General features: G+C 50.8%; 15 protein-coding genes and 1 riboswitch. Of the genes, 10 read left to right on the top strand and 5 right to left on the bottom strand.

Annotated features, from left to right (window positions below; translation table 11 throughout):
- Positions 1-49 precede the first annotated feature (49 nt).
- Entirely contained in the window at positions 50-739 is a 690-nt protein-coding gene (locus tag Q1B47_RS15505; protein ID WP_299795416.1) for a 2'-5' RNA ligase family protein, read from the bottom strand.
- Between the two features lie 614 nt (positions 740-1,353).
- Between Q1B47_RS15505 and hrpB the strand changes: the two genes are divergently transcribed.
- A complete protein-coding gene (hrpB, locus tag Q1B47_RS15500; protein WP_299795532.1) occupies positions 1,354-3,912 on the top strand; it encodes an ATP-dependent helicase HrpB in 2,559 nt (852 codons plus the stop codon).
- A 92-nt stretch (positions 3,913-4,004) separates the two neighbouring features.
- Positions 4,005-6,368: a penicillin-binding protein 1B gene (gene mrcB, locus Q1B47_RS15495; protein ID WP_299795414.1), complete on the top strand. Its 2,364-nt coding sequence runs from the start codon at positions 4,005-4,007 to the stop codon at positions 6,366-6,368.
- A gap of 373 nt (positions 6,369-6,741) precedes the next feature.
- Here mrcB and Q1B47_RS15490 read toward each other — a convergent pair whose 3' ends face one another.
- From Q1B47_RS15490 to Q1B47_RS15475, 4 genes are all read right to left on the bottom strand, one after another.
- Positions 6,742-7,536: a PepSY-associated TM helix domain-containing protein gene (locus Q1B47_RS15490; protein WP_299795412.1), complete on the bottom strand. Its 795-nt coding sequence runs from the start codon at positions 7,534-7,536 to the stop codon at positions 6,742-6,744.
- Between the two features lie 99 nt (positions 7,537-7,635).
- Complete coding sequence (locus tag Q1B47_RS15485; RefSeq protein WP_299795410.1) at positions 7,636-8,154, bottom strand: FMN-binding protein; 519 nt, start codon at positions 8,152-8,154, stop codon at positions 7,636-7,638.
- Between the two features lie 137 nt (positions 8,155-8,291).
- Positions 8,292-9,479, bottom strand: coding sequence for a porin (locus Q1B47_RS15480; RefSeq protein WP_299795408.1), 1,188 nt, complete (start codon positions 9,477-9,479; stop codon positions 8,292-8,294).
- Between the two features lie 270 nt (positions 9,480-9,749).
- The gene (locus Q1B47_RS15475) at positions 9,750-11,942 is read right to left on the bottom strand and encodes a TonB-dependent receptor (RefSeq protein ID WP_299795406.1); all 2,193 of its coding nucleotides are present in this window, start codon (positions 11,940-11,942) and stop codon (positions 9,750-9,752) included.
- Between the two features lie 328 nt (positions 11,943-12,270).
- On the opposite strand from Q1B47_RS15475, the gene Q1B47_RS15470 reads away from it, so the two are divergent.
- From Q1B47_RS15470 to Q1B47_RS15435, 8 genes are all read left to right on the top strand, one after another.
- Positions 12,271-12,972 carry a DUF3581 domain-containing protein gene (locus tag Q1B47_RS15470; protein WP_299795404.1) on the top strand — a complete coding sequence of 234 codons (702 nt, stop codon included), beginning with the start codon at positions 12,271-12,273 and terminating at the stop codon, positions 12,970-12,972.
- Positions 12,973-13,462: 490 nt separating this feature from the next.
- Positions 13,463-13,625: riboswitch (glycine riboswitch) on the top strand.
- A 176-nt stretch (positions 13,626-13,801) separates the two neighbouring features.
- Positions 13,802-15,181: a sodium:alanine symporter family protein gene (locus Q1B47_RS15465; protein ID WP_299795403.1), complete on the top strand. Its 1,380-nt coding sequence runs from the start codon at positions 13,802-13,804 to the stop codon at positions 15,179-15,181.
- 530 nt (positions 15,182-15,711) lie between these two features.
- Complete coding sequence (locus tag Q1B47_RS15460; RefSeq protein ID WP_299795401.1) at positions 15,712-19,386, top strand: ATP-binding protein; 3,675 nt, start codon at positions 15,712-15,714, stop codon at positions 19,384-19,386.
- Positions 19,386-20,039 carry a hypothetical protein gene (locus Q1B47_RS15455; RefSeq protein WP_299795400.1) on the top strand — a complete coding sequence of 218 codons (654 nt, stop codon included), beginning with the start codon at positions 19,386-19,388 and terminating at the stop codon, positions 20,037-20,039. Before Q1B47_RS15460 ends, Q1B47_RS15455 begins: the two co-directional genes overlap by 1 nt.
- 1 nt (position 20,040) lies before the next feature.
- Positions 20,041-21,261, top strand: a complete 1,221-nt coding sequence (locus Q1B47_RS15450) for a phosphoenolpyruvate carboxylase (protein WP_299795398.1) — start codon at positions 20,041-20,043, stop codon at positions 21,259-21,261.
- A 503-nt stretch (positions 21,262-21,764) separates the two neighbouring features.
- Positions 21,765-23,039, top strand: coding sequence for a dicarboxylate/amino acid:cation symporter (locus tag Q1B47_RS15445; RefSeq protein ID WP_299795396.1), 1,275 nt, complete (start codon positions 21,765-21,767; stop codon positions 23,037-23,039).
- 234 nt (positions 23,040-23,273) lie between these two features.
- Positions 23,274-24,443: an urea ABC transporter substrate-binding protein gene (locus Q1B47_RS15440; RefSeq protein WP_299795394.1), complete on the top strand. Its 1,170-nt coding sequence runs from the start codon at positions 23,274-23,276 to the stop codon at positions 24,441-24,443.
- Positions 24,440-26,479 carry an ATP-binding protein gene (locus Q1B47_RS15435; protein ID WP_299795392.1) on the top strand — a complete coding sequence of 680 codons (2,040 nt, stop codon included), beginning with the start codon at positions 24,440-24,442 and terminating at the stop codon, positions 26,477-26,479. Before Q1B47_RS15440 ends, Q1B47_RS15435 begins: the two co-directional genes overlap by 4 nt.
- The last annotated feature ends 56 nt before the right edge of the window (positions 26,480-26,535 follow it).

The raw sequence follows: 26,535 nt of genomic DNA, 5'->3' as shown, positions 1-26,535 counted from the left end.
TTTTTATCGGTTGTAACTGACTTGTCGAGAGTTTTGATAGTTTTGAGAGTTAACCGGGCTGGCTTGTTCCGGTCGGTATAAGTTTCCAGGAGCGCTGGATATGGTACTCGACCCCCTCCGGGGTGCTGACCGATTCATAGAGGTGCATCTGCTGTGGTGAGAGCGTCAGTGGAATAAGGGCGCGCTCTATTAACTCATCCCGTAATAAATTTGTTTCGGGCAGTAGCGCCTGGGGGATCTTCTTTGCTTTTCTAAACAGGGTGATATGCGGGGTGAAGGCTGGTTCACCGCTTCTATTGTCTTTGTCGGTTTTTCCGCTGAAAAGTCCGGCCTCTCTGGCGGCATATCTGCATCTGTCTACCGTAATCTGCAGATTTTCATCATCGACTTTTCCCGACAGACAGAGCACCTGAGGTTTTCTCCAGAGCGTAAGTGTATCTAATGCCACATCGAAGGAGGCCCACTGGTTTGCGTTGATGGCGTAGAAGCTATCCAGTGTCGACTCCAGTTGCTCCTGCATCTCATCGCTGACGGCTCCCAGGAAGGCAAGCGTCATATGAAAATTTTGCTTTTCGACCCTGCACCCGACACCGGTGTAATAGTTAGCCGTTTTTCTATCCGCATCCCGCCCCTCACAAGCCCTCTCCTTATCTCCAGCCTTGAAAAGAGTGGTCTGGATCTTGAGTAGTTGCTCGACCTGCGCCGCATCGGGGGATACGCCTAAAAATAATCTTTTCATATTAGCCGCTCCATCTGAAAGAACTCGCTTAATTAACCTTAAATAGTTTTTAAGACTTAATTCTTTTGTGGTTAATTGTAGCAAAATCATATGGCTTTATGGCTGATTGCCGTAATCTCTTAGCTGGTGGTGCTTCATAGCCTCGATTGTCGCTACACTTACCAGGGACTAAACTGGTTAATCTAGTCCTTGTGTCGTGAGGCTATCCTGTAGCGGGAACTGTAGGTTCCTCCTGGATATCGTTCAGATGCTTGGGAAAATATACCCAAACCACTTCAATATGCAGAATTCAGCAAGTCTAGAAGTGGCAGAGTTCAAGGTCGTTAATTGCTCCTGCATTAATGACATTCCCACCATCCGTGGTGGTCTTCATGAAATAGAAGGACTAGTTTTCTAATTCAATGTTTATTCTTATAAATAAAGAATACAGAAAATGTTGCTTATCGATTTGCCCTTCGGGAGCTCCCGAAGAACACCTGAGCGGCGTTAGTGATATCGACAAGGGAGCAACCATTCTCTCAATCACTGCCTTGCCCTGTTATCCTTCGGAAGCTCTGAAACTCGGAATATGAAGTGGCTTGGGTATAAGGCCCATTCCTAGTACACTGGTGGCAGTGTGTTATTCAGATGTCATCTCCTTGGAACAGTTACCCGTACAAAGCCTGCTCGACCCTCTGCGTAGGGCCTTTAGTCAGCATAATCAAGTGATCCTCGAAGCCCCTACCGGTGCAGGTAAGTCAACCGCACTGCCCTTAGCCATGCTCGATTGGACGGAGATTGAGGGCAAGATCTTGATGCTGGAGCCCAGAAGGGTTGCGGCGCGAAGCGTGGCTCACTATATCGCCGGTCAGCGAGGCTGCGCCATAGGCGAGGAGATAGGCTTCAGGGTCCGGGGGGAATCTCGCAGCAGTAGAGCGACCAGACTGGAGATCGTCACCGAGGGGATTCTTACCCGGATGATCCAGCAAGATCCCGAGTTAGAGGGGGTCGGGTTGATCATCTTCGATGAGATCCATGAACGCCACCTGACCACAGATCTTGGCTTGGCGCTGGCGCTTGAGATCCAGGGATCGTTTCGCGAAGATCTGAAGATCTTAGCCATGTCGGCGACCCTCTCCGGCCTGCCGCTGAATAGCGTCATGCCCGATGCCATCTCCTTAAAGAGTGAGGGGCGCAGTTTTCCTGTCGAGATAGCCTACAGTGCTGCGGTGTCGAAAAACAGATCCCAACATCACTCCCATTGGATAGAACATATGGGACGAAGCATAGTGGAGTTGCTCAAGGGCGATGATGACGTTGACGGGCACACCGCTAACGGGTCACTGCTTGCATTCCTGCCTGGTCAGGCGGAGATCATGCGTCTGTATGACTTCTTAGCGAGCCGGCTGGATTTGAGCAAGTTCAGTCTCTGTCCGCTCTATGGCAGCTTGCCTGCAAAGGCGCAGGACAGGGCCATTGCCGCAGCAGAGGACGGAAAACGTAAAGTCGTACTCTCGACCAATGTGGCCGAATCGAGTCTGACCATCGAAGGGATCACTATGGTGGTGGACTCAGGTTATAAGCGACAGGCCAGCTTCAACCCCAGAACGGGGGTGACCAGATTGTCACTCAAGCGTATCAGTCAGGCTTCGGCGGCGCAGCGTTGTGGTCGTGCCGGACGTTTGGCCCCGGGCCATTGTCTGCGTCTCTGGAGTCAGGAGGAGCAGGGGAGGCTGCTTAAGGCCGACGAGCCCGAGATCCTACATACGGATCTTATCTCTATGGTGCACGACGGCGCATGCTGGGGAGTTAAGTCACTCTCTGAGCTTCCCATGTTGACTCAGCCCTCTCAGGCTAATGAAGCGGTAGCCTGGCAGTTACTGCAGATGTTAGAGGTGGTCGATGAGCAGAGAAAAATTACGGCTCACGGGCAGCAAGCCTATGAGCTGGGTTGTCATCCAAGATTGGCCCATATGCTGCTCAAGGCCAGGGCGCTGTCGGCTCAGAGCGGATCAGATGAGCTTGCGGGGTTAGCCTGCCTGTTGGCCGGCGTGTTAGAGTCTCGCTCCCGTAGTCGTCATGGAACAGACATTGGTAATTATTTAAGAGAGGCCACTCAGGGGGAATCGGGCCAGCAGGTACGAACATGGATGAAGAAGTTAAAGGTCAATATGCCCCTGTCTGAGATCTACACCAGCACTAACGGTGCAGATATCGCTTTTCTGCTCGCATTAGCGTTTCCCGATCGCATCGCGAAAAGCAGAGGGGTATCGGGTTATCAGCTGGCTAATGGTACCGGGGTGCTCCTGCCCGATAACGACGCTCTCTCTCATGTAGACTGGCTGGTGGTGGCGGACTTTCAGGAGAGTGAAGGCAGAACCTCCGGTCGGGTCTATCTGGCCGCCGAAGTCGATGAGGCGGCGTTTAAAGAGCGGCTCTCATTTTTGGTATCGAGTAAGGACTATTGTGGCTGGGATGAGTCTAAGGGACGTTTCTTTGCCGAGACCCGCAGAACTATCGGTCAGATAGTGCTAAGCAGAGCGGCTGCGAAGAAGCCCGATCAGGAGCAGATAAAAGCCGCCATCATAGAGCAACTTCTCAGCAAGGGACTGGGTCTGCTCAATATCGATGATAAGCTGCTGCAGCTGCAAAACAGGGTGAAGTTAGCGGCAGAGCTCGACAGCGAACAGGGCTGGCCCGATTTCGATGACGCCAGCCTGCTGGCGAGCCTGAATGAGTGGTTGGCTCCCTATTTGAGTGATGTCAGAAACCTGTCACAATTGAAGGCGCTCGACTGTTATACTCTGCTGCTCAACGGCCTCGGGTGGGATAAACAGCAAAGATTAGACTCACTGTTTCCCACTCACTGGACTATGGCGACGGGGACCAAGGCGAAGATAACCTATGATGAAACCGGCAGAGCCCTGCTCAGTGTCAGGTTGCAGGAGGCGCTGGGAATGGCGCAGAGCCCGGTTCTGGCCAATGGCAAACTCATGGTGACGATGGAGTTGTTATCGCCGGCTCACAGGCCTCTGGCATTAACGGCAGATCTTGCCAACTTCTGGCAGGGGCCCTATGTCGAGGTTAAAAAAGAGATGAAGGGAAGGTATCCCAAACACCTTTGGCCCGATGACCCAGCCAATACCCTGCCGACCCGCTTTACCAAGAAGAAGACTTTAAACACAAAGGGCTAGGGCCGGAGTTGCCGAGTCGATTGAAATTATACTAATTATGAATTACTTAGCGGCCGGAAAACCGTCCGCTGAAAGGTTTTACCGGAACAAAGATGACACAGAAAGAGACATCAAAGAGGGCGACTAAGAAGCCAGCCGCTAAAAAGAGTGCGGCCAAAGCTAAGCCAAAAAGCAAAAAGCGCGCCTCGAAGAGAACCTCATCTTCGGGTTGGGGACGTCGTATCTGGTCGATAGGTTGGAAGTGTGCGCTCATTGTTGTAGCGGCGGCCGTTATCTATGGCATCTATCTGGATCAGATCATCGCCCGAAAGTTCGAGGGGCAGAAGTGGCATCTGCCGGCTCAGGTGTTCAGCCGCTCGATGGCGCTCTATCCTGGCGCTGCGGTGAGCCATAACCAACTCATCGCCGAACTTAAGCTACTGGGTTACCGCAAGGTCGCTAATCCCAGGCAGGTCGGCGAATTTTCGGCCTCGAAAACCAAGGTGGATCTCTGGCGTCGTCCCTTCCTCCATCCGCAGGGCTCCCAGGCCGAGCAGAGGGTGATGATCAGCTTCGATTCGCAGGGTGTCAGCTCTGTTGCCAGAAATAAAGATGGACGTCAGCTGGCGGTTTTTCATCTAGAACCTGTACTACTCGACCGTATTCTTACCACAGATGGTGAAGACAGATTATTTGTGCCGGCGCACAAGATCCCTAAGCCGATAATCGATGCCCTCATCTTAGTGGAAGATCGCAGTTTTTATGAGCATCACGGCGTTAACCCGTTTGCTATCGCGAGGGCCCTGATGGTGAACATCAGCGCCGGAAGAACGGTGCAGGGAGGCTCGACCCTGACTCAGCAGCTGGCTAAAAACTTCTTCCTCTCCAGCCAGCGGTCATTGGTGCGGAAAATTCGTGAAGCCCTGATGGCGGTTATCATCGATTTTCGTTATGACAAAGATGAGATATTAGAGGCCTATCTCAATGAAGTGTATATGGGGCAGGATAAGGCCCGTGGTGTACACGGCATGGGGCTGGCATCTCAGTTCTACTTCGGACGACCCATTGCCGAACTGACCCTGCCGCAGCAGGCTTTTCTTGTGGCAGTGATCAAGGGCCCCTCCTACTACAACCCCTGGCGCTACCCTGAGAGGGCGCAGCAGAGGAGAGATCTGGTCTTGAGGCTGTTGATGGAGGCGGATCAACTCAATGTGGCGCAGTACACGGCGGCGGTCGAATCCCCTCTGGGGCTGCGCAAGGCAGATAAACCGGTACATCAGAAACTGCCGGCTTTCTTTGCCGTGGTGCAACATGAGCTGGCGAGACGATTCGGCGACTCCCTGCTGAAACAGTCCGGGATAAAGGTCTATACCACCTTGGATCCTATGGCTCAGGAGGCCGCCGAAAAAGCGGTTAAGAAGACCATGGCGCGCCTTGGTAAGAGTGATGACTCCCTGCAGGTGGGCATGGTGGTGACCGACAAATACTCCGCCGGTATCGCCGCCATGGTAGGGGATAAGGTGCCGGGTTATAAGGGCTTTAATCGCGCGGTAGAGATACGTCGTCCAATCGGCTCCCTGATAAAGCCATTCGTCTATGCCACGGCGCTGAGTCATGGTGACAGATATAATCTGGCGACGCCGATAAAAGATCAGCCCATCACACTGAAAAATGGTCAGGGTAAAAGCTGGTCGCCTAAGAATGTGGATAAGCAGTTCAGGGGTGAGGTCCCTCTGTTAACCGCCTTTAAGAAGTCTATCAATGTGCCTACGGTTAATTTAGGCATGAGTATTGGCGTTGGCAGTGTGGCTACCACATTAGACAAGGCGGGCTGGCGGGATAAGATCCCTGAGTACCCCTCTATGTTGCTTGGTGCGGTCAACGGCTCTCCCCTGATGGTGGCCCAGGTATATCAGACCATAGCGGACAACGGCCGTTACCGACAGCTGAGCTCGATTACTTCGGTGCTGGATATGGACAATAACCCACTACCGGCGGCGCCGATAGCGCCGAGTCAGGCACTGGACGCGGCGACGAACTACCTGGTGCAGTATGCGATGACCCAGGTGGTTGATTCGGGCACCGCCTCCAGACTCGGCAGGGCCTTCCCGGGAACCACGCTTGCAGGTAAGACAGGTACCAGTAATGACTCCCGCGACTCCTGGTTTGCCGGTTTCGATGAGCGTAATGTCGCCGCCATCTGGGTTGGCCGTGACGATAACGGCAAGACCAAGCTCTATGGCAGCAGCGGCGCCATGGCCGTATATCAGGACTTCCTCGGAGACAGGCCGCCAATCAGCCTGAGAAGAACGCCGGTTAATGGCGTCGTAAACGGGTATTTCGAGCGCACCACCGGCATTGCCAAACAGGCGGGCTGTGATGACTCGATAGCCCTGCCGGCGCTGCAGTCCAGTTACCATCCGGCGAAGAACTGCGGCGAGCCGTTATCCTGGTGGCAGAAGCTGACTGGCAGATAGTCATAGAGGGCTTGTGGAATAACAAGCCCTTTAAGTATTTCTGTTAGGTTTCATATGGCTGGTTTGGTACTTGGGTAGTTTGCTAAGTACCATAGCCGTATTGTTATCTAACGCCTGCCCGGCGAGGGGCGGGAAAAAACTTGTTTGCTTGTCGGATAACAAGTTTCAAATATCTTCTTAGATGGGGTTCATTAATCTGGTTTGGTCTTGGATTTACTCGTGGGGAACTATAGTCCTACTTGTACTAATTACTTGCACGCAAGCAAGCTGCAAGCGATACGATAGATAACAATGAAGGTACGACTACCATTATTTCCACCCAATACCCAAGTGGATCAAATGGTGCAACCAACAAATAAAGGATAAAACGAATTTACCTTCGTTTTCTCGGCTTCTTGGGTTTCTGCTGTTGCCAGATATAGATCCCGGAGATGGCCATGATGATCAGCGCCAGTGCGACCAGATCCATGATCCAGGGGCCTAAGCTGCCGAAGAAGCGTCCGCTGTGGATATCCAGCAGAACACGCTCCCAGGTGAGGTGGCTGGAGCGGGCCTGCAGGGCGATCGATTCGCGTTCATCAATAACACTATCCGCAGCGAGTGGTTCACTCCAGTCGATGGCTGCCAATGGCTGACTCTGGTTCCACTCGATAAGGTCATCGTCGGCCATGAAGGTGCCGGTATCTGTTTTCAACCAGAGCTGCTCATCGAAGCCGATGGCCTCAATCCCACGGGGAAGTCCGGTCGAGGCATCTTGTTTCTCCAACAGCTCCCCCTCTTTCGAGAGCAGGTAGAGGTTGTCGCTGTCTACGGCGACCAGCACCCTGCCCAGAGACAGCACTCCCTTAATCGATGAGTCGGCTTCGACGGCGAGCCTGTTGTCGACCCAGATAAGGTTATCTGAGCTGGCAAGTTTAAACGGTGATGTCTGGTAGATATCGATTTGAGCAGGCGGGGTGATGCCATAGTAGTCCAGTAGCCAGCTCTGCTCTACATGGGTGGTATCGATCGACAGTTGGTTGCTATGGTTGATCAAGATGCCACTCAGAGCCATCAGCAGGATGAAGAGGGCGCTGATGATCCCGAGGCCGCGATGCCAGGGGCGGAGTTGCTTGGTAATTTTTGTTTTGAGGCTTTTCTTACGATGATGGTGATGCTTATGGATCATTTAATTATTCTTTTCATTGTTCTTTATTTTTAATATGGCATAAGCACCATATTGAGGGCTCAAGCTGTAACGTTAAATGATCCTTACGCTCTTACCTTATTACCCCTTTGTGACATGATTATCCAACCATAGTGCAATGCGTGATAGTTTGGTCAGAGCCCTGACGGATAGTGTAGCGCCGGTTATTCCGTCGATATGTCTGTCGAGCTGAAGATCGTCCTTTAGTTTGGCCGATTTGAACTGATCAGTAAAGAAATCATGTCTTACCTCATCGCCGCGATTTTCACGGTAGACGAGCACCTTGGTCTGAGCTATCTGTTGATCTTTGATATGTATACCGACCGTGATAAGCGATTCTTTGCCTATCTCCTCCAGTATCCAAACGGTTTCCCCCTCCTGCTGCCAATATCTCAGGCGCATCTTCTTGAATTTATGTGCCAGTATCTCTTCTATGACTCTCTGTGCTTCATCGTCTATCCAGAAGACTTTCGACTTGGGCGCCGGGGCATTAAAGGCCTGACTGATAAACTCTTGTGGCTCTTGATAAACACTCTTGGAGTGAGCGTTGAAGCTTAGGAGCAGAGTGAGAAGGATAAGGAGAAAAGAGTTTAGCTTCATAATGGACTCACTGATTCATTTAGAGGATTTTAGCTTATGCTAAAGCTGAGAAAGGTGCTAAAGGCTGTCGCTTTTAGCACCTTGAAGCTGGAATCCGGTACCTATTAACTAGTATCCAGGTACTCAAACTCAGATGATTAGAACTGGTAACCTACACCCAGGTTGAACCCGTCTGAATCTTTGGCGCCGCCAACTTTTTCGTAGTCAGCCTTGAATACTACGTTCTCATGCAACCAGTAGTTAATACCTACGTTGGTTTGCTCAATTTTAGTATCGTCGCTGTTGCCAGCTTCGTTGTCATACTCATTATAGCGAGCAAACAGCCCGAAGCTCTCGTTGAAGCGGTATGAAGGCTCGATGTACCAACCATTTTGCTCATCACGACCAAATGCTTCAGCTTCTTTACCATCGATATCCCACTGTGCGTAAAGGGCTTTAACACTGAAACCCTGAATGCTGTAGATAGCGTGTGCAGTCAAAAGAGTTGCAGAAGCCGTGTCTACTCCGCCGGCACTTTGAGTGATATCAGCCTGGTATTGAGCGGTTGCAGCGAGCTCTAGACCTGGAACTGCTGTGTATTTAACACGTGCAGTGTAGGCTAGATCTGAAGCGTTAGCTTTAGCGACCTTCTGGCGACCACTACGGATGTTGTAGGCTTTACTGCCTTCGGTAGCAACTTCAAGACCACTGGTCACGGCACCATCGAAAACCAGACCTGGAGCGGCTTTAATATTAAGTGCCGCACCGGCTTCCCACCAGGTTGCAGGAAGAATGTTTTTCTCAACAGGGTTACGCTCAACGCCGTAGAAAGTTGGTGGCTCATGGGTTTCGTTAATGATACCAACAGGCATCAGGAACAGACCCGCCTTACCGCTAAACATCTCGTTGAAGTCATGCTCTACGTAGGCTTGCTCAAGCTCTACTTCACCCGGCTTACCATCACCTGAAAGTGAGTGTTCAAGCTCAACCTCAGAGAAGAAACGTGTTTTCTCGGTGAACTCATGGCCGAAGAACAGTACGAAACGGTGGAAGTCGATCGCTTTCTTGTCGCTATCTGATTTGTTATCGGTAATGTTGTTGTAGTGAAGCTCACCATAACCACCGATAGTCGTTGCACTCTTGGACTCTGCAACCTCTTCGACTACGTCGGCAGTCTTTTCTACTCGAGTTTCAGTGGCTTCGAGACGACGTTCAAGATCTTGTAGCACCTTTTGCTGCTGCTCGATCACTTTACGTAGTTCTTGAGTCTCTTCAGAAGCAAATGCAGTTTGGCTGGCGAAAAGGCCAACGAGTGCGGTTGCTATCAGCGTCTTTTTCATCATCATTTTGTTCCCTGTTGTTATGTAAGGGTTATTTAATTTGGAGCGATTCTAACAACTGATTTTGATAATGCAAACGGTTATCATTTGCTTTTTTGATGAGGATCAACAAATGTAAAGATAAGGTAAATCACTTTGATGCCAGTTTGTATTAATGTTAGGTGGGGTATTCTTGTTGTTTAACAATGAATTAGTTTGTTATTGATAGTAAAAAAGGCGAGCCGAGGCTCACCTTTTTAAAGATTTAAAAAATTTATTGGTTTTTTCTAGATGTGGTTAAAACTTATACGAATATCCGACTGTGACTGTCATTGGTTTACCCGCTGAGCTTGAACCGTGGATCTTAGTGGCAACATACTCTTCGTCAAACAGGTTCTCGGCGGTCAGGTAAAGTTCCTGAGCTTCTGAGATAAAATAACGTCCAGAAAGGTCGACTATGGTTTTGGCTTCGATCAGCTCATCGCTTGGGATGCTACCTTCACCGGCCTCTGTACGGATATCATCTGTGTAGCGTGCCGCTATGGTTAACTCCCAGTTATCACCTGCAATACCTGCCGAGGCAAATAGGATATTTTCAGCAAGGTAAGGTAATGCGTAGCCCTTCTCAACATCACCCCAAAAATCAGATTCGAAGCTATTACCAAACTCTGAGCTCGTGTAGGTGTAAGCAAGTTTTACAGGGAAGTTGACCTGACCGCCACTATTGAAGTTATAAGCCAGACTCAGCTCCAGGCCGGTAATGTCCACCTCACCTGCGTTGTACTGATCACCAATATTTTCATCATTACAACCGGCGAACTCAGTGCAGTCACCGTGCATGTTACTGTAGTCACTGTAGAAGAATATCGCTTCAGAAGTTAGTTCACCACTGTTGTAACGGGCACCGGCTTCATAGTTCCAGCTCTCCTCCTCTTCACCTTGGCTATTACCTGGCGATGCAGGTGAGAAACCTTTCTGAACGCCGGCAAGCACAAGCAGGGAGTCGTTAACCTGGTATGTGGCCGATAGCGAAGGCATAAACGCCGAAAAGCTATTGTCTTTCACTTTGCCTGGCTCGCCGTTACGTCCCGGGTTCTCTTTACCCCAGTCGCGGCGATTGGTGGTGACATCTTCGTAGCGCACACCTGCGGTGATATTAAAGTCTCCGAAGTTAATCTTATCTTGTACATATAAGGCTAAAGCTTCGGCGCTGTCGATACGGTTAGAGTCGGTACCTGGTGTGCCGGCTTCAGTCATCAGCAGCACCTGGTCTGAACCCATGGTGTAGGTATCAACCCACTGGAATCTGTCCATCTCATCTTCGTGGTAGCGAGCTCCGAAGGCGATCTCATGGCTGTCTAAGTACCAGTTAAGTTCAGTTTGGATACCCTGGGATAGGTAGGCACGGTTGTTAGCCTTTACATCGACCTCAAGATCACCGGAGGTGGGATCTCTATCAAAATCAGAAGCAATCTGGATACCACCTCCGCTGATCTTCTCACCGTTAACCTTGCTGGTCTTGTACCAGTTACGCTTAAAGTCGTTATGGTAAACCGTAGTGCCTAAGGTGATATTATCGCTAAAGTCGATGATATGGTTGATCTGCAGCTGCTTGTGCTCGGTATTCATCACATCTTTTTGTGATGCAGAGTAACGGCTGTAGGGGTTAGCGGCAAAGTCCTCATCGGTGAGGCCCATATAGGTCTCGTTAGATGTTTCGTCGGAATATTTTAGTTTAAATTCCAGCACCTGTTCGAATTTGGCATCTTTGGCCGAGCGTACGCTGAACTTGGCCATGGCATCGTTCTTCTTAAACCCGGTATCGCCGCCTACGCCATTGATATCTTTAAAGCCATCGGCCTGGTAGCGATAGAGGTCGACAACAGCGCCGACACGCTCCCCTTGTCCGCCTGCATAGCCATGTAGTTTGCCGAAGCCATCCTGTCCGGCTGCAATATCCAGCTTACCGGCCAGCTCCTCCTCGGGGATCTGACGTGAGAGCATGTTGATCACGCCGCCTGTGGTCCGGGGGCCATACTTAACCGTTGAGCTACCTTTAAGGATCTCAACGGACTCCATGCGTCCGGATGTCGGGAAGTAGTAGGCTGCAGAAGAAGCATAGGGGGCTGGGGCTGCGATAACGCCATCTTCCATGATGGTGACCTTTTCTGAGCGGTTTTGTCCCGTACCACGCATACCGATATTCGGGCGAAGACCGTAACCATCCTCCTCCTGAATATAGACACCGGGAACCGATGACAGGGTGCGCATGATATCTGTGTATTTGAAGGTCTCGAGCTGCGTCTCGGTGATCTGATGTCCACTACCCGGAACTGTGTTGAGGGGGTTTCGCTTGCCAAAGATGCTGATCTGCTCCATAGGGCCGGCTTGCTCGCTGTTTTGAACCTCCTGAGCGAATGATGAACTTGACAGTGCTGTAAGCAGCGCCGTGGAAACTAGACTGAGTGACAAGACTTTAGGGTGGGGCATATGATCTCCGTTACGCAATTAATACCAAAGGTAAAATAATCCAATTAGACCCATTAAGTAATGTTAATGGGAGTGATTATCATTTTTATGCGCATCCTAAGTGTGAAGCATTAAAATTAACTTAAGCTCAGCATTCTTTACAATTGTTAACTGCTGAGGGCTGGTGGAATTTGCATTTGGTTGTCGATTCAGTGGAACCTATTTCCAGTCTGATTTCGGTACTGGCTTTGGCGTTAAATCCTTGTTGCCAAGTCATCGGGTGAGTGTTTGAGAAGTTTTGATATAAAATGTGCCGCAATTTTATGCTGCAACAATTAATTGAGTGAATATGTTTCTAACTCCATATTATAAAAAAGAAAATCAATCTGTATCAATTCTCCCGTCTCAGGCGAGTGACTTTGCAAAAAATGTGGCCCAGGACTTTAATCCTATTCATGATGAAGGCGCCAAGCGGTTCTGTGTGCCCGGAGACCTGCTATTTTCTTTGGTGTTGGGAGAGTATGGTTTAAGCCAGAAGATGAGCTTTAACTTTGCCGGTATGGTGGGAGATGGCGTTAAGTTAGAGTTTCCCGCCTCCGTCGGCGAGAGCTTCGATATCAATGATGATAAAGATAAGCACTATCTGAGTGTCGAGCGCCATGGTGATGTAAGGCATTGTGAAGCTCAGATAGAGTCCTTTATCCGTAGTTATGTGGCTTTCTCCGGCCTGAACTTCATTCATGTGCTCGTACCTATGATGGAGCAGCATCAGGTGATGATTAATCCGGCACGTCCGCTGGTTATTTATGAGAGCATGTCATTCGACCTCAATACCCTGGACTTTACCCAGGTAACCCTTTCACTGGTTGAACAGGAGCTTGTCGTCGACGGTAAGCGCGGCAATGTGACTCTGAAATTTGAGCTTCACAGTGGCGACACCTTAGTGGGAACGGGCGTGAAAACTCTGGTAATGAGTGGCCTGCGCCCCTTTGAGGCTGACAAGGTGCAGCAGATGTGCGAAACCTATGAAGGCCGCAAAACCGAATTTTAAGGTTTGATATTTTTAAGCTGTCCAAGCTGGCTGTCCTGAATTCGCTTCAGGAACCAGCTTGAATGTTAGTATTTAGTGTCATTCTGAACTTACTCTTTGTAACCTGACCAAGTATCTAAAGCCTCTATTTCATGGTTTGAAACGTTTAAAGATTCGCGGCTAAAGCCGCTTCTACGTAAAAGAGCTCTGGCCTCCTCGCACCTGGCATCTTGAATCTTCCCCTCTATCTGTCCAAAAAAAGTACATCTGTCGAGTCTTGGGTAAAAATGTGACCTGACCGACTTGAGCAAATCCCGATATTGCTGCATTCTGTGCAACCTGCCGAACTTATCGCGATTTATCACGTTAAGTTCGGCAATCCGTTCGGATGAAGGTAGCAGGAGAGTGGGGAATTGCCCCCACACCGACGAGGCAACTTGGTTTAACGCTTTAGTTCGTTTTAGCCAAATACTCTTTCAGGTGCCAATTGTGATTGGCGTGGACTGTTACTGGACGAGCCTCTGGAGAGATCGTAAACAGGTATTCAAAACAGAAAACTGTATTGCGGCGCCGAAGGCGAAAGTGTCTCAGTGAACCCGTTTACTGACCAATAGCCAAACCCCGGGTTTGGCTATAGACGCGAAACGCTCAGGCAAAAGGACAGAGGAGAGGATGACTGCACAGTCCCTGTCGTTTGTCGTCGTGGGCTATGTTTACCGTTTGGCTTTTCTGCCCGGTGAATATGGCTTGCTATTGCGCCCGGCATGCCGCTCAACAGCCATTTCTTTTCCTCCTCCGTTTATTAATAACTCTTTTTAAAGGGTTCAGTTGTTTAATACACGAGGAATGTATGAATTTTCAACTCCTAATCGCCGATCTTCTGGCTGATGTTAACGCCATAGTTTGGGGACCTGTCACCCTATGCCTCCTGGTGGGGACGGGACTCTATCTTACGGTGAGACTCAAGCTGATCCAGGTATTTCGTCTGCCATTGGCGATGAAATTACTGTTTAAACCTGCAAGCGGTAAGGGCGACCTGTCCTCTTTTGCCGCCCTTTGTACCGCGCTCTCTGCCACCATAGGTACAGGTAACATTGTCGGTGTCGCCACCGCTATCAAGATTGGTGGTCCCGGCGCCCTGTTTTGGATGTGGTTAGCGGCCTTCTTCGGTATGGCTACTAAGTATGCCGAGTGTATGTTGGCGGTAAAGTATCGCACCACAGATGCGAGGGGACAGATAGCTGGTGGCCCCATGTATTATATCGAGCGCGGCCTGGGATTGGGCTGGCTGGCTAAGTTATTTGCCGTGTTTGGCGTAGGGGTCGCGTTTTTCGGTATCGGTACCTTTGCGCAGGTTAACGCCATCAGCGATGCCATGACGATTGCCTTCCATGTGCCGAGCTGGGTGACGGCTCTGGTATTAACTGTGCTTGTGGCCGCGGTCACTCTGGGCGGGGTTAAACGTATTGCCAATGTGGCGCAGAGACTAGTCCCAACCATGGCGCTTGGTTATGTGTTGGCCTGTGTGTGGATCTTAGTCGCTTTTTCTGATCAAATTTTGCCGGCATTCGCGCTGATTATCGAGTCGGCCTTCACCCCAATCTCTGCCGCCGGTGGCTTCCTGGGGGCGACGGTGGCTCAGGCGCTGCAGATCGGTATTGCCCGTGGGGTGTTCTCAAATGAAGCGGGGCTGGGCAGCGCGCCCATTGCTGCCGCAGCAGCCAAGACCAATGAGCCTGTAGAGCAGGGGCTGGTGAGCATGACGGGTACCTTTTTCGATACCATCGTCATCTGCACCATGACCGGCTTAGTGCTTATCATCACAGGCGTCTGGAGCGGTGAGACCGCCGGTGCGGCCATGACCAGTGCGGCCTTTGCCAGCGGTGGCTCGGCATTGGTCGGACAGTATTTGGTGACTATCGCCCTGGTCTGCTTCGCCTTTACCACCATTTTAGGTTGGCACTATTACGGTGAGCGTTGTTGGTACTATCTTGTTGGTGACAAGGGCTTACGCCTTTATCAGGGGCTGTTCCTTGCACTCATCGCGGTGGGGGCCTTCATTCAGCTGGATATGATCTGGTTGCTTGCCGATACAGTGAATGGCTTGATGGCGATTCCTAACCTTATTGCGATAGTCGGCCTGCGTCATATTATCCATGCCGAAACCCTACGTTATTTCTCAAAACGGGAAGGTAATGCAGTGGACGAAGCCGAGGTGGTAGCGGGCTAAATAGAGGATTTTGTATATGGTCGAGTTGCTATCTCGAACCTGATAGCAACTGTTTCGGGTTTACTTCATATCATAAAAGCCGAAACCCTACGTTATTTCTCAAAACGGGAAAACAGTGAAATGGACAAGGCCGAGTTGGTAGCGGGCTAGCGATTCAGCTCCGGAAGGTGTGAGTCTTCGCGACTTGCACCTTCTCTTAACACCGGTTTTATTGCAGACGTTTACCTGCCTTTCTCTGTTCCTGCTATCGCTCTTACCTGACTTTCAGCGACTTTTTCGATTGCTCTTTCCTTGAACGTCATTTTGATGCAAATTAGCGTATGATCCCGCTTTTAATCTTCACCGATCATAGCCTGTGTGCACGTGATTGCGCTCGCTGCCGCTTTGATCTATTTTAGTGTCTCTGAAAAGATCGCCATATTAGCCTTAAGGTTAACGTAAAGTGCTCAGAACCGCTCCCGGTCCTTTGTCTGTGATGCTCTATTGTCTGCTTTTGCCTCATAAGAGGCGCTGTTTGGATAAGGAAAGAAATGCCAAGCTTGAATCGAATTGTGCTTATCGATACGCACCTACCCGGCGTAGTGGAACTCGCCCTCGATGGCCACACGAATATCTGTGGTACCAATGCCTCAGGAAAGACCACGCTGCAGCGTCTGGTGCCTGTCTTCTATGGTGAGTATCCAAGTCGAGTCGTGCCCTCTACCCGTGATAGCTTCGAACGCTGGTACCTGCCTCACGATTCAAGCTTTATCATCTATGAGTATAAGCGTGACGACGGCCTGTTAAATCAAGCGGTTCTCTCTTCTGCCGGAGATGGTAAAGGGGTCAATTACCGTTTTATCGCCAAGGGCTTCGAGCTGGAAGATTATGTGAAGTCAAAAAGTGGCGACACAGTGCTCTGCCATACCATGGCTGAGCTGGGGCGGGAGATGAAACGTGCCGGCGTAGCTGTGACTAACCTGCTTAATACCCGTGAATTTCGTGCCATCATTCAAAATGATCGCGCCCTGTTGAGTACCGGGAGTAACCGCAGTGAGCTGCGAACCTATGCGCGTCAGTTCTCCCTGTGTGAATCGGAACATACTCTGCGCCATATCGAAAAGCTGGCCAAGGCCGTGCACTCTAAAGAGGGCAAGATGGAGACGATCAAATCGATGATTGCCGCCATTTTGGAGGAGGATGGGGTTAACCCGCCCAGTTCCAGGTTGAACCCTCAAAGGGTCGAGGCCTGGATCAGGGACAGCCAGCTTATTCAGGGCTTCGAGCAGATCCGTCCGGAATTTGAGAAGCTTGAGCAGGAGTTTAATCAACTATTGAGCGCCGAGTTGCGCCTTGCGAGTCTCAAGCGTGGTTACGCTAAAGATGAAACCGCAGAGGTGGAGCGTCAGGAGCATAATCAGGAGCTCTCTAAGTCACTCAATGGCGAGTTAAGACAGTTAGACGATGAGTGGAAGGAGCAGCGCGATGAGCTCAGCCTTGATCTGTCGGCGGCAAAAGGAGATGTCGCTAAGTGTGAATATGAACTCGATGCGATAGAGGACCAACATGCTGCGTTCTTAGATGCCGATATCGAGCAGGCAAAACTGGATCTGGAGCAGCTGCCAAACTGGCGTGGCAGCCTGGAAAACCTGACCGAGCGTCACAAGCTGCAGACCGAGAAGCATCAGGATATCGAGGCGGCATACAACGCCCGTCGCAGTAAGATCGGTGAGGGGCTCAATCGTGAGCTGGAAAACCTGCATCAGGCTCAGGAGAAGCAGCGCGAGGTCAGAGATACGCAGCGTGAGCAGGGACGACGCGAACTGGAGGAACTTGATGGTCAGTGGCGCGAACAGATGGACAGTGGTCGTGAGAAGTTTCATCAGGAGGAGTACCAGCTTAAGCTATCCGCAGCCGAGCTAAAGGTGCGCGTCGACAGCGTGACCTATAGTGAAGGGGAAAAGCTGGCACTGGCCGTGTTCGATGAACGGATCACCCGGGCCGATGAGGAGCAGGAGGTATGTAATGCCAAGGTCGACAGGTTAACGAGCGACGAGCGTAAGCTGCGTGCCAGACGAGATCAGGCCAGCGAGAGTCTGCGTCTGGCCGGTATTCGCGTCACCGAGCGTCAGAGTGAACTCGATGAGTTGCATCATATTCTTTTCCCTCAGTCTCATACCCTGCTTGAGTTCCTGCGCAAAGAGGTCGATGGCTGGGAGAACAGTTTAGGTAGGGTGATCAACCCCGAGTTGCTGCATCGCAGTGACCTGCATCCGGCCGTGACAGGAGAAAGTTTAGAGGCGCTCTATGGCGTCGGACTGGATCTTAAGGCTATCGATTCGCCGGAATATGCCGCTTCCGAGCAGGAGTTACGTATCCGTCATGCTAAGGCTGAAGAGGTACTACTCGCTGCCAAAGAGCTTCAGGCCGAGGCCGAAGACAAGCTGGTCGCCATCAACGCCGAGTTGGATGGGCTGAGCAGGGAGCTCACCTTCGCCCGCACCGCATATAAGAACAGCCGTGACGACCTTCGTCGCCTGTTTGACGAGAAGCGCGCCGAGCAGGAGAAGATCAACAAGGCACTCAACGAGCGAAAAGCCGAGTCGCAGAAGAGGTTGAGCAGATTAGACAGCGAACTTAAGCAGCTGAAACACCAGCATGATGAGTGGCTCGAAGAGCAGAAAGAGCAGGCGCTGGAAGCGAGGATGGAGAAAAATGCCTACTGGCAGGAGGTGGTTGGCGCGCTCGATACTCAACTGGAGCAGACGAAGGAGAATATTCAGCACAGACGCGATCATGCCAAGAGCGAGCTCAAGGCCTGTGAGCAGTGGTATAAGAGCGAGCTTAAGTCCCGCGGCGTGGATGAAGATAAGATCCTGGCGCTGAAACAGGAGATCCGTACTCTGGAGTCGAGCATCACTAAGGCCGAGCAGCGCCGTAACGAGGTGCTCAGATATGAAGACTGGTATCAGCATACCTGGCTGATGCGTAAACCTAAACTGCAAACTGAGCTCAGCACTGTCAAGCATGCGACCTCAGAGCTTGAGCAGCAGCTCAAGTCGAAAGCCAATGAAGTCAAGGCCAAGAGGCTGGAGCTGGATAGTCAGCGTAAGCAGTCTGATGCGATACAGGTAGAGGCTTCGGAGAATCTGACTAAGCTGCGTAGTGTGATGCGAAAACTTAGCGAGCTTAAGCTGCCGGCTAACAATGATGACGCACAGGGTGGGCTCACCGAGCGATTGCGTCAGGGTGAGGAGCAGCTGCTGAAAAGAGACAGCTTGTTAGGTTCGGTTAAGCAGTACGTGGAGCATTTCGACTCGGTTATCGCCAGCAAGTCAGGGTCGAGCCTGTCGGAAACCTGGGAGCGGGCCCGTGAAGAGTCCAGCTTTGTGAACGATAAAGGGATCCGCCTGCTCGATTACCGCAAGCTGGTTCCTCAGCTCGAGCAGCTGCTCAATGTGATGGTGCCCCAGTCGATCATGGCGCTGCGTGAGCAGGGACGGATCTTTGGTGTCGACCTCACCGCATTTTATGATGTATTGGCCGATATCGATCGCCGCATCGCTTCTCAGAGTGCACGTATCACCCGTGAGGTGGGTGAAGAGCTGTTCCTGGACGGAGTCTCTGAGTCGGCGGTTAAGATCCGCTCGCGGATCAGCGAGCTGGAGTTCTGGCCTGAGCTGGAACTCTTTGTTAAAGCCTTCCGTCAGTGGAAGGCCGACGGGTTCAGTGAACTGCCCGATGAGAACTACACCAACAGCATGCGCCGTGCCCTGGATATTATCGGTCGCGCAGCACTCTCCGGCGGTATTGCCAAACTGCTCGAGATTGAGTTGAGGCTGAAAGAGGGCAACAGCGATCTGGTGATCCGTACCGATCGTCAGCTCAATGAGTCTTCCAGTCACGGTATGGCGTATCTGATCTTATGTAAGTTCCTGCTGGCCTTTACCCGTCTGCTGCGTGGGCGCTCGGATGTCACTATTCACTGGCCCATCGATGAGCTGGGCACCCTGCATCATGGTAACGTGAAGAAGATCTTCGATGCCTGTGAAAACAACAATATTTCTGTTTTGGGGGCCTTCCCTAACCCTGAGTCTGAGGTACTTAACTTGTTTGCTAACCGCTATATCATCAATAAACAGACCAGAAAACTACAGGTGGTGAAACCTCAGGCCAATCCCATCGCCGATAAATTGAGTAAACGATTTGCCAGGGAGGCGGTGTAATGAGTGAGATGACAGAAACTGCAATCGTAGGAACCGGTGCCATCATAGAGCGCCTGCTAAAGGGGGAGTTCATCTGCCGAACGACCGACGAAGAGGCCTGGCGTTCACTGAAGACCCCAGCCACTAAAGAGCGGGTCGAGGTCTACCTTAACCAGATAAACCGGACCATAGGTTCTGCGGGGGAGGGGGAGGTGTTCTTCTGTGGTTACCTGCAGCTGGGTGACAGGGAGCGTAAAGTCATCTCCTCTCAATTCAGGGATATCTGTAATGCACTCATCCCCCTGGTGGAGTGGCTGGTGTTGGTTCAGGAAGCCAGCGGACAGGATGCGCCTCTGTCAGAGGGAGCTGCGGTACGTTTAACTGAGCTGCAGACCCGTATCGAAGATACACCGGCCTTCAGAGAGCAGCTGGCCAAGATCAGCCATTATCGCCTGTTTGGCTCGACCAGTAGCAATGTCGACGCCCAGATTAAATTGGTGTTCAAACGTCTGGTAGAGCTGGGTTATATCACCCGCCCCAATGCCGAGAAGCAGATCTTTATCGCCACCGGTAAGTTAGATTATCTCTACGAGGTGATTCGTTTTATCGATGAAACCGAAGGGCTGAGCCTGGAGGCGCAGGCCGAGACCGCTACCCAAAGGGATCTGGTTTAAGATGAGTACAAACTTACATCAGGCCGGCGTTAAGCTGCTTAAGCAGTTAGGTCGACACGCCGATCTCGTTATGGATGTCTACCTCTCGGGCTCTGTGCCCGACGGGGGAGAGAACGCGGCCGCTATCGAAAAGCTGCGTAAGAGTGAGATCCTGTGGCGCCCCGAGCCGGATCAGGAGCTGCGTCTCAAACGTTCGGTGCGGGCCCTGCTCGAGGAGGCGCTCAGCGATGAGCGTAATCGCCAGATAGACTCCAATGTCGGCTCCTCTCTGGCCAGCATTAAAACTCTGGCGGATCACTACAAAGAGGCACGTCAAAACGTCGATTACAGTGCCTGTGAGGCCTACCTGTCGGATCTCAATGAGCATGTATATAGTTTCACCGAAGGGCTGAGGTATTCGATTCGTGTGCTCTGGAGTCGTATCAATAACGAATTTGGTTATGTGGGTACCATCAACGCCAAGATCCGTGAAAATGAGCTGGCCCAGAGTCAGGTCACCGAGCTGCTCAACGGTCTGGAGATGTTCCAGTTCAGTGAGCTGGGTGAGATCGCAGGAGATATTCGCGAGCTGCGAAAGCTCCTCGTTACCAGCTTGCAGGAGACATTGAGTGACTGTACTCAGGAGCTCAGTGTTGTTCAGGGGCGCTTACTGGAGCTGCTCGGGCGTTTCCGTCAGATAAGAGGGCGAACCCGCCTGCTGAAAGGTTGGCTGCTCTATACCGATCTACACCCCGATTATACCCCCGCCGATCATGTCAGTCATAAGCAGCTGCCTACTCTGTTTAATCGTGCGGAGGCTATCCTGGCACCGGCTGCGGTAGATGTTCACAACACAGGTTATGAACCTGAGCTTTTGGATATCGTTTCGCGCATAAAAGCTATCAGCCGGACATCTCAGGAGCCTCAGCTTCGTGAGCATGATGTCAGTGTCTCCCTTAGCCAGGCTGAAGAGTTCGATATCCCGGATAATCCGCTGAAGTTGGCCGTGGATGAGTATTTCTGCTCGGTCATCGACTCGGGGCGGAGTCAGTCGGCGTTGGAGTATCTGAAAGAGAAGGAGCTGCCGTGGGAGAGCGAGAGCTGGCTCTATCAGGTTATCTGCGGCTATGAAGGCCTGCCCGAAGAGCACAGGCACTACTTCGAGTTAGAGCCTATCGGTGAGTCAGATCCGGTTTATACGGGTAACTTTATCATCAGGGATGTAGAGCTTTGGCTGGCTTAACTGTTTTGGCTTAAAAGCTCAGCCTTAATATGGAGTTATCTACTTAAAGAGCCGTTGACAGCTTCTTCTGTTAACGGCTTTTTTTTAATCAAATGACAAACTAACCATCCTGACACCCGAGTTTAACCAGCTGTAAGCTCTTAAAAGGATTGTTTTGTTGGTTTTATCATCCATAAATTGTGGTTGTGCTGGTGTTATCAACTGGCTCTATTTGCGAATTGTTGGCGTTGGTGTTGCGGTAGTGAGAATAATGTAAAAGTTTTGATTCATGTTCTTTGGGTTGATTCCTGTTTGTGCGTGATTTTATGCTTGTTTATGCGTGGGTTATAGAATTGTATCAATTTGCGTATTTTCGATTGTGATTGAATTTTTCTCCAGCATGATTCACTATCTGGTGCAAAGAAGGGAACTCATTCCCTCAATTTAACGGCACGGATACTCGAAGCGTTCGATGCTGAATTAAAAAGGCATACAAAAAGAGATGCCAAATTGAAGGCAGGCAAATGACAAAATCACTTTCTACACGGATCTTTATCGGTCTGTTTTCCGGATTATTGTTCGGTTCAATTATTCAATACCTACTCGGCGATATCGGTTTCTTTTCCGGCACCGTCGTCGAGTTATCCTCCGGCGTAGGCACCATGTTCGTCAATATGATCATGATGTTGGTCGTACCGCTGGTATTTGTCAGCATAGTGTGTGGTGTGTTGGAGCTCGATGACCTTAAGAGCTTCGGACGTCTTGGTGGCAAGACCTTTAGCTTCTATATCATCAATACCTTAGTGGCAATTTTTGCGGCGCTGACGGTTGCGCTGCTGCTACAACCTGGTTTAGGCGTAGATATGTCCGGAGGCGAGGGGGCTGAGATCACAGCAACAGAGCTTCCTAACCTGGTTCAGCTTATCGTTAATATCGTACCGAGTAACCCGGTCGCGGCTTTTACCTCGGGTAATATGCTGCAGGTTATCTTCATGGCGTTGCTGGTCGGCGGTGTGATTAAGTCTCTGGGGGATGGGGTTCCTCTGTTGGTTCAAGGGTTCCAGGAAGGTAATAAACTGATGATGAAGCTTATCACTGTTGTGATGCAGCTGGCTCCCATCGGTGTTTTTGCCTTGATGTTGAAGCTGGGGGCAACACTCGAGGCGAGCATCTTCCTGAGCGTACTCGAGTATCTGGTGGTTATTCTGGGCTTGTTGCTGACCTGGATCTTCATCGTCTACCCGGTGGCGGTCGGTGCCTTCACCTCTGTCTCGGCGAAAGAGTTTCGTGCTAAGACTCAGGAGCAGATCTTATTCTCCCTCTCTACCGCAAGTTCGAATGCCACCATCCCTGTGACGATGAGAACCTTGACAGATAAGCTAGGTGTTAAGCGTGCCATTGCAGGCTTCGGTGTACCTCTGGGGGCAACCATGAACATGGGGGGAGTCTCTATCTATATCACGATTGCGATCTTCTTTGTGGCAAACGCCTTCGGTGCCCCAATCGCAATGGATCAACTTCCGGCCCTGTTATTCAGCATCTTCCTGCTGTCGGTCGGTGCCGGTGGTGTGCCCGGTGGTGGAATGGTGATGATAGGTGTGCTTATTCATCAGATGGGGCTGCCGGTAGAGGCGTTCGCCATTGTGGCGGCGCTGGATAGGCTGATCGATATGGTATTGACCTCCTGTAATGTTGTCGGCGATGCGGCGGTACTGACTATTGTCGATGAAACCGAGAAAGGTGTTGCGGATGAGAGCGAAGCTCCGGCTCTTTCGATTCAGGAAACCAACCAGGCATAGATACTTTGCTGTAAGGTAAAAAATTTAGAGTAAGACGCATAATTAATAAGGCCCGCAGTTTATTGCTGTGGGCTTTTTTGTGTGTGCTTCCCGGTTGCCCTCGAGTGGATAAACTTCACTTATCTGCCAAAATTAAATGTGGTGAATCCGGATTTACGACAACGATCTATGGCGAAGGCTAGAGCGTGTACATTTCAATGTTTCGTCCCTGGGTGGAGATGGCTGTTATTAGCCATGCTTCTCGCTACGGGTCTTGCTGCCTGTGACACTGAAAAAGATGCGACGATTAAGGTTGGTATACTGCATTCGATGAGCGGAACCATGGCGTTCAGCGAGCGGGATCTGGTCGATGTATTGACCATGGCGATCGAAGAGATCAATGCCGATGGCGGGGTGCTGGGTAGGCAGTTGGAGCCCGTTGTAGCGGATGGGGCTTCGAACTGGCAGCAGTTTTCATCACAGGCGGAGCGACTCATTACACAGGAGGGGGTTGCTGTCTTGTTCGGTTGCTGGACCTCGGGCAGCCGTATTGCGGTGAAGCCCATTGTTGAACGATATCAAAACCTGTTGTTCTACCCCCTGCAATATGAAGGGTTGGAGCAGTCGCCTAATATCATCTATACGGGAGCCGCACCAAATCAGCAGATCATCCCCAGTGTTCACTGGGCACTGGAAAATATAGGAGAGGGGATCTACCTGCTTGGCTCCGATTATATCTTCCCACGCGCCGCGAACATGCTGATTAAAGATCAGTTGAAGAATCGTGGCATTGAGCCACTGGGTGAGAGCTACCTGCCTCTTGGCTCTTTAGATGTCTCCGCTGTTGTGGAGGATATCAGGCGGTTAAAACCGGATCTGGTATTCAATACCATTAACGGCGACAGCAATATCGCATTCTTTAATGGCTTGAGTGGACTCGAAGGTACCAAGGTGGTCTCTTTCAGCCTCGCCGAACCCGAGATACTGGCCATAGGTATTGAAAAGATGCTGGGGCATTACGCCGTCTGGAACTATTTCCAGAGTATAGAGGGTGAAGAGAACCGACAATTTGTGAACTCATTTAAAAAGCGCTTTGGTGAGCACAGGGTGGTTAACGATCCTATGGAGGCAACCTATATAGGTATTAAACTCTGGGTTCAGGGAGTCATTGCGGCGGGCACGTTTGATCCCATGAGGGTAAAAAATGCCCTTGGCTACCAGAGCCTCAACGCTCCTCAAGGTATTGTATCGGTCGATATGGGCACCCAACATCTGTGGAAAACGGTGCGCATCGGCCGGGTCGGAGATGATGGGCAGTTCGATATAGTCTGGCGAAGTGATTCCCCCATCAGGCCTACACCTTTTCCGAAATACCATAGCCGTTCAGTTTGGCTGCAGCGTCTGCAGGAGCTTGAGTATCGATGAGACGCCATAACTTATCGACCATACTTTTTATCTGGCTTCTCTTGAGTGTCATGACGCCGACTGTGATCTTATCCGGCTTATACCTCAGTTCATTTAAGAGCAGTTTCCTGCGACAGCAGGAGGAGAGCTTATCTCAGTTTGCCGATAGAAAAGTTAAGCAGATTGAGAGCTATATTGACGAGCGAATCGCCGATGCATTCAGCTTGTCCCAGTCGGTTGAGATTGTACAAGCCCTGGAGGAGTTCAACAGGTTATATGGTCATGAGCAGCAGGCTGAGCGTTACCGGGAGTTATCGGCTGGATTCAGGGCACGATATCAACACTATCAGGACTACGGTTATCTGGACATTTTACTCGTTTCCCCAGCAGGTGAGCTTCTGTTCTCCTTGGGAGGAAACGGTGACGTGGTGGAAAGCCTGAACGCCGATGCTGAATTTGACAGTGGGCAAAATTTTGTGGTGCAGAGAGCCAAGTACTTTCTGGAGTCCTCCTTATCGGGCTTCGAATATTCCCCTGCCATAGAACAGACTGCGGCCTATATCGGCTCTCCGGTGCTACTGCAGGGGCGCCTGATAGGTATCGTTGTGCTGCAGTTCGATAGCCATATTATTCAAAAGGTGGCTTCAGATGTCAGTGGACTCAGGTCGAGCAGAGAGGTGGTGGTGGCGGCCAGACAGGGAGATAGTTTCAGTTATCAGGTTAAGTCTAAATATAATAGCGGTGTGACCATAGGACAGCCACAGCCGGTTTCGGCGTTATCCGAGCCATTATCTAAGGCTCTGTCGGGTCACAGGTATATCGGTTTCGACAGGGATTACCGGGGAGTAGAGGTGTTGGCGGCTTCCCGTTATATCCCATCTGTGCAGTGGGGGCTGGTATTTAAGGAGGATAAGAGTGAAGTGATGCAGGTTTACGAACAACTCTTCAGGCTCGGCTTACTGACACTGGGGATTGTACTTATCGGTGTACTGCTTGTTTCCGGCTTACTTGGAAGAGTGATGGCTAAGCCATTTGAGTCTATGAGTCAGATGACCCGCTCTATAGCATCGGGAGAAACCGGCAGTAGGATGAAGCCCGAAGGCTTCAGGGAGAGCTATGAGTTGGCGCTCTGTTTTAACCAGATGTCACACGCCCTCACTCTGGCCAGAGAGACGTTAGAGCAACAGGTCGAAGAACGTACTCTTAAGTTAACCGATGAGATCGAACTGAGGCAAAACAAGGAAGCCGCACTGGCCGAAAGCTATAAGCGCTTAAACCTGTCGATGAAAAACTTGCAGGCGATGCAGTCTCAGCTTATCGAATCTGAGAAGATGGCGGCTCTGGGTGGGCTGGTGGCCGGCTTTGCTCATGAGCTGAATACGCCCATAGGTGTGGCCATCACGGCATCATCGCTCCTGTTGAGGGAGTTAACTATCTTAGAGGAGAGTTACAGTAGTGACGAGCTGACCGAAGATGTATTCAAACGGTACCTGAACGATATTAAAGCGGCATGTTCCCTGCTTGATAAAAACCTGAAGCGCTCGGCTTCATTGGTGAAAGACTTTAAACTGGTGGCCGTCGAGCAAACTAATCTGCACAAGGAGAAGTTTGTCCTACATGAGTTGATAGAGTCTCTACTGAGCAGTTTGTCCCCTGAGACCAGGAAGTACCCGGTTGCCATTTCCAACCGGGTCGATAAGGAGATTGTTGTTCACTCCTATGCCGGAGACTTCTATCAGGTATTAACCAATCTGATCCTCAACTCCTTGCTTCACGGCTTTAGCGGCTACCCTAATGGTGAGTTGGTCATCGATGCCTCAATAAAGCAGCAAAGCCTGATCATGACGGTTGCCGATAATGGCAAGGGGATCTCCTCGCAGGATTGCAGCAATATTTTTGAGCCCTTTTTTACCACTAAGCGCGGTCAGGGGGGCAGTGGATTAGGGTTGAGTATTGTCTACAACATAGTGAAGCAAAAGCTTCGTGGGAATATAGATGTGAGCTCTGACTTGGGGCAGGGAACCAAATTTACTATCACCTGCCCTGTCGAAGATTAATCCCACTGTGAAATCGCCCGTTTATTCGATGAAAAGCGGCTCTGGTTCAACTCCGG

The organism is uncultured Shewanella sp. (genome assembly GCF_947501225.1).
In the GTDB taxonomy this organism is placed as follows: Bacteria; Pseudomonadota; Gammaproteobacteria; order Enterobacterales; family Shewanellaceae; genus Shewanella.
The sequence above is the reverse complement of the archived record's forward strand: the minus strand, read 5'-3'. Positions and strand labels throughout refer to the sequence as shown.